At 38.3% G+C, this 13,984-nt stretch carries 12 protein-coding genes; all 12 read right to left on the reverse strand.

All coding sequences use genetic code 11. The features are described 5' to 3' along the window. Positions 1–10: 10 nt before the first annotated feature. The 12 genes from MKY08_RS18955 to MKY08_RS19010 all read right to left on the reverse strand — a co-directional run bounded on the left by MKY08_RS18955 (position 11) and on the right by MKY08_RS19010 (position 13,852). Entirely contained in the window at positions 11–1,111 is a 1,101-nt protein-coding gene (locus tag MKY08_RS18955; RefSeq protein ID WP_069509442.1) for a cysteine protease StiP family protein, read from the reverse strand. Next, on the reverse strand, positions 1,111–2,472 hold the full coding sequence (locus tag MKY08_RS18960) for a phosphoribosyltransferase family protein (RefSeq protein WP_069509445.1): 1,362 nt from the start codon (positions 2,470–2,472) through the stop codon (positions 1,111–1,113). The genes MKY08_RS18955 and MKY08_RS18960 overlap by 1 nt, the downstream gene beginning before the upstream one ends. Further along, positions 2,429–3,646 (reverse strand): HpcH/HpaI aldolase/citrate lyase family protein, encoded by a 1,218-nt coding sequence (locus tag MKY08_RS18965; protein WP_069509448.1) that lies wholly within the window; start codon positions 3,644–3,646, stop codon positions 2,429–2,431. The genes MKY08_RS18960 and MKY08_RS18965 overlap by 44 nt, the downstream gene beginning before the upstream one ends. Before the next feature lie 145 nt (positions 3,647–3,791). Next, positions 3,792–4,367, reverse strand: a complete 576-nt coding sequence (locus MKY08_RS18970; RefSeq protein ID WP_025220601.1) for a TerD family protein — start codon at positions 4,365–4,367, stop codon at positions 3,792–3,794. Positions 4,368–4,403: 36 nt separating this feature from the next. Beyond that, positions 4,404–4,985 (reverse strand): TerD family protein, encoded by a 582-nt coding sequence (locus MKY08_RS18975; RefSeq protein ID WP_069509451.1) that lies wholly within the window; start codon positions 4,983–4,985, stop codon positions 4,404–4,406. A 31-nt stretch (positions 4,986–5,016) separates the two neighbouring features. Continuing rightward, positions 5,017–5,631 (reverse strand): TerD family protein, encoded by a 615-nt coding sequence (locus tag MKY08_RS18980; RefSeq protein WP_069509454.1) that lies wholly within the window; start codon positions 5,629–5,631, stop codon positions 5,017–5,019. 370 nt (positions 5,632–6,001) lie between these two features. Further along, complete coding sequence (gene nikC, locus MKY08_RS18985; protein ID WP_069509457.1) at positions 6,002–6,895, reverse strand: nickel transporter permease; 894 nt, start codon at positions 6,893–6,895, stop codon at positions 6,002–6,004. Between the two features lie 15 nt (positions 6,896–6,910). Next, positions 6,911–7,915: an ABC transporter permease gene (locus tag MKY08_RS18990; RefSeq protein WP_069509459.1), complete on the reverse strand. Its 1,005-nt coding sequence runs from the start codon at positions 7,913–7,915 to the stop codon at positions 6,911–6,913. A 246-nt stretch (positions 7,916–8,161) separates the two neighbouring features. Further along, positions 8,162–9,778, reverse strand: coding sequence for an ABC transporter substrate-binding protein (locus MKY08_RS18995; protein ID WP_069509462.1), 1,617 nt, complete (start codon positions 9,776–9,778; stop codon positions 8,162–8,164). Between the two features lie 31 nt (positions 9,779–9,809). Beyond that, positions 9,810–10,790, reverse strand: coding sequence for a dipeptide ABC transporter ATP-binding protein (locus MKY08_RS19000; protein WP_069509465.1), 981 nt, complete (start codon positions 10,788–10,790; stop codon positions 9,810–9,812). Continuing rightward, complete coding sequence (locus MKY08_RS19005) at positions 10,765–11,778, reverse strand: ABC transporter ATP-binding protein (protein ID WP_069509468.1); 1,014 nt, start codon at positions 11,776–11,778, stop codon at positions 10,765–10,767. Before MKY08_RS19005 ends, MKY08_RS19000 begins: the two co-directional genes overlap by 26 nt. A gap of 328 nt (positions 11,779–12,106) precedes the next feature. Further along, positions 12,107–13,852, reverse strand: a complete 1,746-nt coding sequence (locus MKY08_RS19010; protein WP_069509471.1) for an ABC transporter ATP-binding protein — start codon at positions 13,850–13,852, stop codon at positions 12,107–12,109. Positions 13,853–13,984 lie beyond the last annotated feature (132 nt).

Consider the following 13,984-nt stretch of genomic DNA (forward strand, 5'->3'; position numbering starts at 1 on the left):
CTTCTCTCCTCTACACTTCTTTTATTAAACCACAGCATGCATAGGACATTTGTGGATATTCTTCAATTTGAACATTTTTTTCTTTCGCTAATAGTAAAATGTGCGCCAATTCCTGGACATATGTTGGGTTAACCAAAATTTTCCACGGGACTCTTCGAAGTAAGACGCGCGTTGTTTCGCCCACGCCTGGCTTTACAAGATGATGATTGGTAATGCCATACTGTTGTTGAATAGCCACAACCGATTCCATTCCTTGCCATGTAATAGCAGATGATTTTCGCTCACAAAGTTGTTGCGCTACATCCTTCTGCACTTGTGTAAAATGGGCACTAATACGGTCTATATAGAAATTGGATACGTCGGCATCTTGTAGTTCTTTATAATATTTCGCCCCATGAAAATCATTGACATCCATAAACTGCTCATTCCATACCGTACGGCTCACTAAACCTGAAACCGTTGAATTTAAACATGCGGAAGGTATTAAGAAATCTGCTCGCGTGCCATAAATGGCTGCACAATGTCCTGGATCAGCAAGCACAGCTAATGTAGCATCCAGTTGTTGAATATTTTGTTCATTATAGCTTGCACACGCTTGTTGTAATTCCCTTGTTATGGCCCCTTTCCCTGTCCAACCATCAATAAATTGGATGCGTGCATGTGGGTGCTGAGTAAATATATATCGAATAGCAGTCTCATCAATACCACGACCACGAAGAATCGATATCGTATAATGCGGAACACTGACGTTATAATGCATTTTTATATATCGTTTAATTAAAATACCTATTGGCGTTCCTGCTCTCGCTAAACTAACAAGCACTAAATGCTCTAAACCTTGACGTGCTACAATTTGCTGTGCCACCACACCAACAGCTAGTGCAATGCGTTCTGCATAGTCTTCCAATGTTTGATAAAACAACGTCATGTACGCTTCGGAAGGAAGATATTCTACAGGCAACATTTCTGAATAATGTGTCCCCGATTGAATAAGTCGTTCCCGCTGTTCATTATCTATTTCTAAGCTTATGTTACTAATATCTCGTAGCAAAAACACAACATCTTCTGAAGAATAGCTTCCCATTTTATCTGGTTGTTTTATTTCATGCATTATATAGTCCCCCAGTCGTGCATACAAATAACGTAAATATTTGCGTTACTCACTGCCTTCAATGCTTGCACTGTCCTTGCAACGACCTCTTGATTGGCTATACGTTCTATGACTAAAAAAAGTTCCGAATACGGATGACTATGTAAGTTGTATAAGTAATTTTCGACACCATTATTTTCTGGACTTTCGAAAGCTATTTTATCAGTAATTGTGTAGGAAGGGTCATCTGCACAATAAATAGGACTACGTGTTGTTGATTGGAAATATACTTCCTGTCCTAAACAAGTCGCTATTTGCATTGGCACATACATAAATTCACCTGTCCCAATGACAAGTGCTGGACCACCTGTACGAAGTGCTTGTAATTGAGCCGCGATGGCTTGCAGTGTTTGCTTTTGCGCAACATGCTGCTCGGCTGTTATCGTGAATCGACCTGTCGCTAACATGTATGGCGCTCTATTGATAACACCATTTTCAGCAATAGAATGGTACTGTTTTTGTTCGACTACCTCGTCCACCGACAGCAAAGTTATGTCAGCTGTTTGCGGTAATGTAGCTGCTACTTGGTTGCTTGTTAAAAGCGGTGTACCATCACAAGTAAAGTGCCCAGACATAATAGCTACAAAATCTATTGTTATCCCCCATTGCGTTTCTAGCTGAGCAAATATTGCTTGTTGTTTAGATGAACGCCAATCTAAAATTGATAATACCGAATAGCGTTGGACATGAGGGAATTTTCGGTGCAAGGTTTCGATAATATTTACTACGGTATTGCCCGTCGTTATTTCATCATCAATAAGCACAATCTGTTTTGCTTGTAGCAATTTTTCTGGTTGTTCGCAATATACTCGATGACTTGTGGCATGTGAATGTTCTTCTTCAAATGTAACAAATGGTTCAAGCTCTGGCACTAGTTCACGCGTCGTATGAATATACGTAGCATTAGACTTAAAAACATTAAATACTGCATGCCCTAACGCTGTTGCTGTTTCAGCAAAGCCAATAAATAAAACATCTTCTGCTAGTTCCAAACTTTGTTCTTCCACTTGCTGTAAAGTCTCTTGCACATTATGTCTATTTTGAATAGCCTGTACAACGGACTGTACTAACAAAGACTCTTTTCCTGTCAATCGCTCATAATACATCATAGCTAGTAAAGCCCCTGTCAGTACCGGTACTTGTGGCTGGACTGCTAAATGCTTACCAAGAACTGTACTAACAAATAAAAACTGTCTCTTTTTATTAATACGTGTCGCCATTTTAAATAAATCTGTTATGGCAAAATTATAAGGATTGTCGGTAATCTCAATTGCAATTTTATAATCCTGAATAATGTTCAACTTGTTGTCGAGCTTCGTCATCCGTCGTTCCCCCTACTGTTGTGTTCAATAAAAGAGAGGCAAAATTTGCAGATTCATTGTATACACCGTAAATATGTGCTTGGCGTAAAATTTGCTGCGCCCATCTCATATGTGGTTTCATTTCATTCATTTTATTGGCATAATGGCTTTTTAAAACACCCTTTTGCCCATTATTATTTTCAACAATACTGATGGCATCTAAATATTCCTCATACGAAACAACATATAAAGCATGAACAATTCGAATATGGCTAGGATGAATAATCGTTTTACCCAAAATACCATTTTGTTGATCTAATAGTACTTCCTTCATTAGGCCATCTAAATAATCATCGAGTAGTGCCTTACGGGCAAACAACGCTCCTTGTTCACTGAACGGAGTGGCTCTTAGCGTTGGCTTTAATACACGCTCATTGCTGAAATATTCCCAAACTGGACCGGAAATAACAAAGTCATCTTCTTCACGTCCAAGTACATTGATGATATCCGCAATGCAATCTCGAATTACCGCAATATCGTAAATGGTTGCGTCTACTCTGCGCCGAATTCCGTAAATTCCACAAAAATCGGTCGCACCAATACGGACATTTAGTACACGTTTTCTGTATTGACGAAGTACGTCTTTAATTGCAAATAATGCTGTCATGCGCGACTCCTTATATAAGATGTCCTGACTTTCCAAAATCGGCATCCCATATAACGTTAGTTGATGCTGTGCGATTGTTTGCTCTAGTATTTCAAAATAAGCTCTCCCTTGTACTGCTGTAAATTTAGGAAACACGTATCCTGTAATCACTTCTTGACGCTTTCCTAATTTAGAGGTTAAAAGCTTAAATTGCTCAACACTACGCACACGAATAAAAAGAAGCGGTAAATCTTCAAGTAAAATATTCTTTTGAAGATATAAAGTATAAAGCGTATTTATATCTTCTATAATTTTTTCTTCACAGCTTGTTAACTCTGCATCCCCAACGGCATCTTCTAAATCGATAACAAGTGACTTTAACTCTTGATATTTTTGCGATTGTATCATGTCAATAATGTTAGGCATAGACGCAGGCATATATAATGTTGCACCTAATGCATAGGACAAAATATTAGGTGAATCTAATTTCGTAAATTTGTGTGGTTGTTGATAAAAAATCGTCTCCGCTTCTGTTGCAAAATATTGCATCCAATTCTCTCCCCATTTAAGAATGATTTTGTAAAAAAGACACTGCATCAACCTGTTTTATACAGACTAATACAGTGCCTTCCATTACGTCGCTTTCCCTATTCAATTCACAATCGCAACCATCTAGTTATAAATGGTATTTTAATTATTGCAGTCCATAAGCATTAATTAATGCAGCTAAACCACCTTGATAGCCAGAGCCAACAGCAGCAAATTTCCACTCGCCATTATGTCGGTAAAGCTCACAAAATACGACCGCTGTCTCTATGCTGAAATCTTCACCTAAATCATAACGAAGTACTTCTGAACCGGATTCTTCGTTCGTTAATCGAACATAAGCGTTTAGTACTTGTCCAAAGTTTTGACGGCGACCTTCCGCATCATAAATTGTCACGGTTACAACAATTTTTTCGATTTGAGGAGACACTTGTTTTAAATTAACAAGAATTTTTTCATCGTCTCCATCACCTACACCAGTACGGTTATCACCCATATGCTGAACAGATTTGTCTGGACTTGTTAAATTATTATAGAAAATAAAGTCTTGTTCATTACGGCATTTTCCCGATGCATCTAACAAAAATACAGATGCATCTAAGTCAAAGTCATTTCCTCCATCGAATTGTTTAACATCCCAACCTAAACCAATACCTACATTATTTAAGCCTGGGTCTTGCTTCATTAAATCAATGCGTTGTCCTTTACTTAACTGAATACCCATTTAGAAGAAACTCCCTTTCTCATATAAAGTTAAAAGTTAGTTTACGCTTAAACCATAATCATTACAAAGTGCCGCTAAACCACCTTGGTATCCAGCACCAACTGCGTTGAATTTCCATTCACCATTGTGACGGTATAGTTCTCCGACAACAACAGCAGTTTCAATACTAAAGTCTTCACCTAAATCATAGCGCACGATTTCTTCATTCGTCGCAGCATTAATAATGCGGATAAATGCGTTCGATACCATACCAAAGTTTTGGCTACGTGCTTCTGCATCATGGATTGTAACGGTGAATGCTAGACGTTGCACATGGGCAGGTACTTCTTTTAACGAAACTTTAACGATTTCGTCATCCCCTTCACCAACCCCTGTTAAGTTATCGCCAGAGTGTTCAACAGAACCATTACCACCGATAGTATTGTTGTAGAAGACAAAATCATTTTGGTCTGCTACTTTCCCTGTATCAGCAAGTAAAAAAATAGAAGAGTCTAAATCGAAATCATGTCCGCCATCGTACTTATTCGTATCCCAGCCTAAACCTACAATAACATTTGATAATCCTGGATTTGTTTTTGTTAAATCAACTTTTTGACCTTTTTGTAATGAAATACCCATTTGTATTCCTCCTCAAATTTATTATTTATAATTATTGATATCTTCGAACTACATCACCAAGTTTTACATCATTTGTACCGTTACCAATAGCGGCAAATTTCCACTCGTTGCCGTGACGATAAATTTCACCACATACTAGTGTTGTTAAATTCGAATAATCATCACTTAAATTATAGCGAATTAATTCATTACCTGTCTTGTCATCGTATACGCGAATATACGCATTTTGAATCATACCGAAATGTTGATTACGACCAGCTGCATCATAGATGTTTACAACAAATACTAATTTATTGTATTGTGCAGGCACAGCTCCTAACTCCACTGTAATGACCTCATCATCACCTGCACCATCACCTGTTAAATTATCGCCAGAATGCTTAACTGATCCGCATTTACTTGATAATTTCCCGAAGTAAACGACGTCATCTCCTGCCACTATACGATCATCTTGCAACATTAAAACTGAAGAATCACAGTCAACATCTCTGCCTCCTGATCTACCACTAGAAAATAACCCTCCTAATAAGCCACCACTTTTTGTTTGGCCTACCGGATCCCATCCTAAGCCTACTTTAATTTTATTTAAACCAGCATTGCCTTTTGTTAAATCTACACGCTGTCCCTTTTGTAAATTAATCCCCATGTTAAAGCCCTCCTTAATTTGAATACTTGCTAAAAAATCGTGAATAGTATTTTAAATATGTTGATTAACAGGTTTTAGCAATTCCAATAATAGAAACGTTCAGTTACTGCTTTCTTGCGGAAGTCGAATAACTTTTCGATACATATCGTCATCGTACGATTCATTTTCTTAATCAACTGTTCAATACACTGCTTTAAATTCTTCAATTTAAAGCTATTACGTCAAATAGTATGTATATCAACATACATTAAGTCTAAAATAATATTACATAAAATTCAAATAATGGCTCCACATGAAAGTAGATTTTTGTATTTCCTTTTTTTGCTAAATAAAAACCTTCTAGCTTTTCAGTAGAAGGCTCTTTACCATATTAGCTTTTCATTTTCGGATCGAGCGCATCCCGCAGACCATCTCCCATTAAATTAAACCCTAATACCGTCAGCATTATAGCTAACCCTGGGAAAATCATCGTCCATGGTGCTTTAAGTAAGTAGATACGCGCATCGGCTAGCATTTTTCCCCATTCAGGTGCGGGTGCCTGTGCCCCTAATCCAAGGAAACCTAGAGCAGCCGCTTCAATAATTGCTGTCGCAATTGCAAGCGTCCCCTGCACAATAATCGGTGTCATCGAATTGGGTAAAATATGTGAGAATAAAATACGTGAATCACGCATCCCTATCGCTTTGGCAGCTACGATATATTCCTCTTCTTTTACACTCAATACTTTTGAGCGAATTAAGCGCCCAAAGTTTGGTACATTAATAATCGCAATGGCAATTAATGCATTTTGTAATGATGGTCCAAGTACAGCCACTACAGCAATCGCTAATAGAATACTAGGAAACGCCAACATAATATCAAAAATTCGAGAAATAATCGTATCAACCCATTTGCCATAATACCCTGCAAGAATTCCAAGTAAGCTCCCTACAATAACTGAAAGAATTACAGCAAAAAATCCAATTCTTAACGAAATACGGGCACCATGAATAATTCTGGAGAAAATATCTCGTCCAAAGTCATCTGTTCCAAACCAATGTGCACTGGAAGGTGCCAATAATCGCTTCGATAAGTCCTGTTCATTGATTCCTTGTGGCGCAATGGAAGGGCCAAAGACAGCAAGAACAATAAAAAATATGACAATACCAGCACCAACAAGGGAGATTTTGCTTTTTCTAAAGCTGCGCCAGCCCTCTCTCCAAGGACCTGCCGCCCGCTCTTGACTCGCCATTGCTTCTTTTTTTATATCTATCGCACCAGTCATTATTGCATCTCCCTCCTATTTGTATTTAATGCGTGGATCTATCACAGTGTAAAGCAGATCAACAATTAAATTAATCATAATGAAAATAAAAGCAACTACTAAAATACCTGATTGGATAACTGGATAGTCTCGGAACCCGATTGCATCATAAATATAACGACCAATGCCAGGCCAACTGAAAATTGTTTCTGTTAAAATGGCGCCACCAAGTAGCAGCCCTGTTTGTAAACCAATAACTGTTAACACTGGAATAACAGCATTTTTTAATGCATGTTTATAAACGACAATAAACATTTTTTGTCCTTTTGCTCTAGCTGTTCGAACATAATCAGAGCGCATGACCTCAAGCATAGACGAACGGGTAATCCTTGCAATAATCGCCATAGGAATCGTGGCAAGCGCCACCCCTGGTAAGATTAACCGCTTTACCACTTCTGTAAATTGGTCAAATCTGCCTTGTATCAATGTATCTAGCAAATAAAAATGCGTAATCGCGGTTATCGGGTCTCGTACATCATTACGTCCAGATGTAGGCAACCAACCAAGCTGAATGCTAAATGCCCATTGTTCCATCAAACCTAACCAAAATACCGGAACAGATACACCAATTAACGCAACAACCATAGCAATATAATCAAACCATGAATTTTGGAACCAAGCTGAAATAATACCTGCATTGACACCAATAATGACTGCTATAATCATTGCAAATATCGCTAATTCCGCTGTTGCCGCTAAATAAGGAAAAATCTCTTGTGACACAGGTAACTTTGTACGTAATGACACGCCTAAATCGCCCTGAAAAATACCACCCAAATAGCCAAAATATTGTGTGTACCAAGGCTTATCTAATCCTAAACTTGCGTTTAATGCCTCAACCGCCTCTTTCGTCGCCTGCTGCCCTAAAATAACTTGTGCAGGATTACCAGGAATTAGACGAATGAGCATAAAGACGATAAAAGTCATTCCAAGCAAAACTGGGATTAATTGAAATAAACGTCTTCCCATATAGTGAAGCATTTTCTTCACCTCTCTGTAATTTTCTAATTATACTTTTGCTACGAAAAGCATGGAGTCTATACACATACTGTAGAAAGGGACAGCTTTCAACAAACGATAGACGTTTAGATGGTTTGTCTGTCATACAGAAAAACGGGTTGCGACAAACATAGTCACAACCCGTTTTTACAACACTAGACAAAGTCCAAAGCTGTAAAAATCTTGTTACGTCACTATGAGTAGCGACAATTTTTATTTCTTAATTGTTTAATTCATATCTACTGCTTCTAAACGATCAGAACCAGTTGGATGTGCAAAGTAATTTGTCACTTTTGTACTTGCAGCTAAGATAGGAATAGAGTGTGCTAGTGGAACCCAAGGCGCATCTTCAGAAATAATTACCTGCGCTTGTTTGTAAAGCTCATTACGTTTGTCTTCATTCACTTCTGTTTGCGCAGCAACTAATAATTTGTGTAACTCAGGGTTGTCGTAGAATGTGTAGTTGTTTGAACCGATATTATCAGCGTCTAATAATGTGTAAATAAAGTTATCAGCATCGCCGTTATCACCTGTCCAACCAAGTAAGAACGCATCCGCTTCACCATTTTGAGCTTTTTCTAAATACGTAGCCCATTCGAATGAGACGATTTTAGATGGAATTCCGACATCAGCTAAATTCTTTTGAATCGCTTCTGCAATTTTTTGACCATCTGGCATATACGGACGTGGTACTGGCATTGCCCATAGCTCAATTTCTTTGCCATCATAACCTGCTTCTTTTAGCAATGCTTTTGCTTTTTCAGGGTCATAAGCATAGCCTGTAATATCATCATTATAGCCAGCAATAACTGGTGGCATTGGATTTTTCGCAGGCTCAGCTAGACCTTCATAGAACGCATCTACTAACGCTTGCTTATCAATAGCATAGTTTACAGCTTGACGAACTTTAACGTTATCGAAAGGTGGACGTGTTACTGTTAATCCAAGATAGCCTACGTTCATAGATGGACGCTCGATTAATTGTAAATCGCCATTTGTTTCAATCGACCCTTTATCTGATGGGCTTAAGCCATCTACTACATCTACCTCACCATTATTTAGCGCATTTAAGCGTGCTGAGTTATCAGGGATCGAACGGAAAATTACTTTATCTAATTTTGGTAACCCTGCAATACGATAATCAGGATTTTTTTCAATTGTAATAGAATCATTACGTGTCCAATTTACAAATTTGAATGGACCTGTTCCAACTGGTTTATCAATTAGTGCATCGTCATTTGCTTCAAATGCTTTTGGAGAAGCAATAGCAAATGGCGACATCGCAAGGTTTTTCAAGAATGGTGCTTGTGGTTGTTTCAACTTAAAGACAACTGTATAATCGCCTTCTGGTGTAATAGATTCAATGATTTGCTCCCCGCCCATCGTAAATTGAGACATAAAGTACGGGAACTTATCTGCACCAGCTTTCCAGCGCTCAAAGTTTTTTGCAACCGCTTCTGCATTAAAATCTGAACCGTCGTGGAACTTTACACCTTCTTCAAGCTGGAATGTGTAAGTTAAGCCATCATCTGAAGCTTCCCATGATTTTGCTAAACCAGGCTTTAAAGTAACATCTTGTTCTCCGAAATTAATAAGTGTTTCATAGATATTCACTGTTACTTTAAAAGATTCACCTTCTGTTACTGTTGCAGGGTCAAGAGCAGTGGAGTCACCACCACGACCATATACTAATGTTTTTTCACCGCTGCTAGCTGAATCGCCGCCAGTTGACGTATCTTTCGAACCTGTATCCTTGCCATCAGAGCCAGAATTACACGCAGCTAAGATTGTCGAGAGAACAAGGATTAGCATTACGCTTAAAGACCAAAGCTTCTTTTTCTTCATCTATTTTCCCCCTAAAACTTTTTTATATCATTCAATGTTGAATGGCATCATAAAGATGACAAGCAACATAATGACCCGGTTTCACTTCTTGCATGTTCGGTACAACGCTTGAGCATTGTGCTTTCTTAAACGGACATCTTGTATGGAATGCACAACCACTTGGCGGATTGGATGCACTCGGAATATCTCCAGCTATAATAAGCTGCTCACGTTCAAAAGTTGGGTCAGGCACAGGAACAGAAGATAATAATGCCTGCGTATATGGGTGGAGCGGCTCTGCATATAAATTTTCACTTGCGGTCAGTTCTACTAATTTACCTAAGTACATAACCCCCACACGATTACTAATATGGCGCACAACACCTAAGTCATGTGAGATAAAAATATAGGTAAGCTTTAGTTCCTTTTGCAAAGATTGCATTAGGTTTAAAACTTGAGCCTGAATCGATACATCTAACGCTGAAACAGGCTCGTCCGCAATAATTAAACGAGGGTTGGTCATCAGCGCTCGCGCAATGCCAATGCGTTGTCTCTGTCCTCCACTAAATTGATGGGGATAGCGTTTTACATGATATTCATTTAAGCCAACAATTTTAAGCAGCTCGATTACTTTCTGCCTGCGTTCTTTGGAATTGCCCATTCCATGCACAATAAGTGGCTCCTCTAAAATCTTGCCAATCGAATGACGTGGGTTAAGTGAAGCATATGGGTCTTGAAAAATCATTTGGATATCTCTTCGTGCTTTCCGCATTTCACTATTCGATAAGGAAGAAAGCATTTTGCCACCAAATTCAATGTTTCCAGCAGTCGGTTCAAGCAAGCGCATTAACAGGCGACCTGTCGTTGACTTACCACATCCTGATTCGCCCACAATCCCTAATGTTTCCCCTTCAAATACTTCAAAGGATACATTGTCCACCGCTTTTACATCCCCAACTTGCGTATTAAAGAATCCTTTGCGGATTGGAAAATATTTTTTTAACCCTTCAACTTTCAACAGCACTTTCGACATATTGGTTCACCTCCTGTTCTTCCATTAAAAAGCACCTTGCTCTATGTTGCTCTGTCGCTTCAAATAAAGGTGGTGTTTGTTGTAGGCAACGTTCCATTGCAAATTCACAGCGTGCTGCAAAACGACAGCCATCTTTTATCGTGCCTGGCCTAGGTACACTGCCAGGTATTGAGTACAGGCTATCTTTTTTGTAACGCATATCTGGTACAGATTTAATGAGTCCTTGTGTATAAGGATGCTTAGGATTTTTAAACATTTCTTGAATAGGTGCTTCTTCAACAATTTGCCCTGCGTACATAACAATAACGCGTTCGCAAGTTTCTGCTACGACCCCTAAATCGTGCGTAATTAATAAGACAGCCGTATTCATACGCTTGTTCAAATCTTTCATCAGTTGCAAAATTTGTGCCTGAATCGTCACATCAAGGGCAGTCGTCGGCTCATCGGCAATCAGTACCTTCGGGTCACAGACCAATGCCATAGCAATCATCACTCGTTGGCGCATCCCACCTGATAGTTGATGAGGATAATCCTTTAGTAGTTCCTCTGCACGTGGTAATCCAACTAGTTTCATAATTTCTACCGCCCGCGCAAAAGCCTTCTTTTTCGACCACTTGGGATTATGGATTAAAATAGCTTCTTTTAATTGCTCGCCAATTGTAAATAGAGGATTTAAGGAAGTCATTGGCTCTTGAAAAATCATCGCTACATCCTTACCACGCACTTTTTGCATTTGCTTATCCGTTAATTTCGCTAAATTTTTGCCATCTAACAGTACTTGTCCACCTGTAATTTTTCCAGGTGGTGAAGGAATCAATCCCATAATGGATAAAGATGTCACACTTTTCCCACTACCCGATTCCCCAACAATCCCTAAAATTTCCCCTTCATGGACTGAAAAATCAATATCGTCAACGGCAGGAATCTGTCCATCATCTGTGAAAAACGTTGTTTGTAAACCTTTTACTTCTAACAGCTTTTTTCGCATGTTCAACCGCTCCATCCTACCAATATTTTTAAAAAATACAAATTTATTGAATATTATATACTAACTATCTCTAAATTCTCTATTTTCAGATAATTCTAACCAAATATTTTCTCTCTTTCAATCATTATTATTCTGCAAATCACATATATTTTCTACATTTTTCTCCCCCTCCTCCAAAAACTTCTGTTAAATCGATAAATTTCCACAAAAAAAGACTTCCAGAGTATTAACAATGGAAGTCTCTTTTGAGGTGTCAGGCACGCAAACAATTCGGAACTTAAACCCAAACCAAAGGGAAAATCATCGGCATCCGTATATCGTTTAATCCTTAATCTAAATGTTGTACTTGGAATAAATTATAGTAAGTGCCTTGCTTCTTCATTAGTTGTTCATGATTACCTTTTTCTATTAATTGTCCATGATCAATAACAAATATATTATCAGCATGTGTAATGGTTGAAAGTCGGTGCGCAATAATAATCGTTGTGCGATCATGCACAAGGGCATCTAATGATTCTTGAATAAGTGCTTCACTTTCCAAATCTAGCGCTGATGTTGCTTCATCTAAAATTAAAATCGGTGGGTTTTTTAAAAATACACGGGCAATAGCAACACGTTGCTTTTGGCCACCCGATAATTTTACGCCACGCTCTCCTACCTTAGTGTTATAACCATTTGGTAAGTTCATAATAAAGTCATGTGCATTAGCCGCTTTGGCAGCTGCCATTACTTCCTCATCTGACGCTCCTGGTTTCCCCATCAAAATATTTTCCTTAACTGAATCGCTAAACAAAATATTATCTTGAAGCACAATGCCAATTTGAGCGCGCAATGAATGGATTGTGACATCTTTAACATTATGTCCATCTACAAAAACCGCTCCATCTGTTGCATCATAAAAACGAGGGATTAAACTAATAATGGTAGATTTCCCACCGCCACTCATCCCAACAAACGCAACCGTCTCCCCTGGTTTTATGGTGAAGTTCATGTTTTTTAAAATTGGCGAACCATCCACTTCATATTGAAAGGCTACATTTTCAAATCGCACTTCACCTGATGCTCGCGGTAATGTAAGGGCATTTTCCTTATTTTTCACTTCATAAGGCTCGTCTATTAGTTCAAACATACGATCCATCGAAGCGATAGATTGGGTTAACGTTGTAGATGAACTTACTAAACGACGAAGTGGTCCGTAGAGACGCTCAATATAAGCGATAAAAGCAACCATCGTTCCTAGTGATAATGGGCCATTTATCACTTGATAGCCAGCATAAGCAATAACAAGTAATGGTGCCACGTCCGTAATCGTATTGACTACCGCAAAGGACTTGGCATTCCATTTTGTATGATCAAGTGCTTTTTCAAAAAACTCGCCATTTGCTTCATTGAATAACTGTTGTTCATGTTTTTCTAGCGTAAAGCTTTTAATAATACTCATTCCAGCTACTCGCTCATGTAAATAACTTTGCACACCTGCAAGTGCCTGTGAACGGTTACGTGTTAAAGTTCGTAGTTTACCAAAGAAGAACTTTACACTAATTGCATAGAATGGGAATGCAATTAATGCGACAAGTGTCAGTTTGACATCCATTGCTAGCATAATACCTACCGCAATGACAATTGTTGCAAAATCAAGCCAAACATTCATTAAACCGGTCATAACAAAGTTTTTCGTTTGTTCCACATCATTAATAACACGTGAAATGACCTCGCCAGCTCTTGTATTTGCGTAATACTTCAGGCTTAGTCGCTGTAGATGCGCATAAATTTCTTTTCGGATATCAAAAAGTACCTTATTACTCACATGCTGTGCAAAGTATTGACGGTAGTATTCTATTGGTGGACGTATAACGAAAAATACAATAATTGTTCCACCTAGCCAATAAAACAATTCCTTTGTTTTTTCTGTATCCGTTAAATCCTCAGCACCAATAATATCATCAAGTACTATTTTTATAAGCAATGGAATAAATAACGGAATCGCAAATTTCACAATACCAATTAATACGGTTAAAAGTATTTCCCATGTATATGGTTTGACAAAACGCATATAACGCTTTACGCTACCCAATTATCATCACTTCCTTATTCGGAAACCACTTTTCAATGGCTTTCTACATTCAAAAAGAAACAGACATTCAATATTGAATGCCCTTACGTATTATAGCAATATTTAGCATGAAGTACAGTGAGTAAAACTTTT

The organism is Lysinibacillus sp. FSL M8-0337 (genome assembly GCF_038593855.1).
Taxonomy (GTDB): domain Bacteria; phylum Bacillota; class Bacilli; order Bacillales_A; family Planococcaceae; genus Lysinibacillus; species Lysinibacillus sphaericus_D.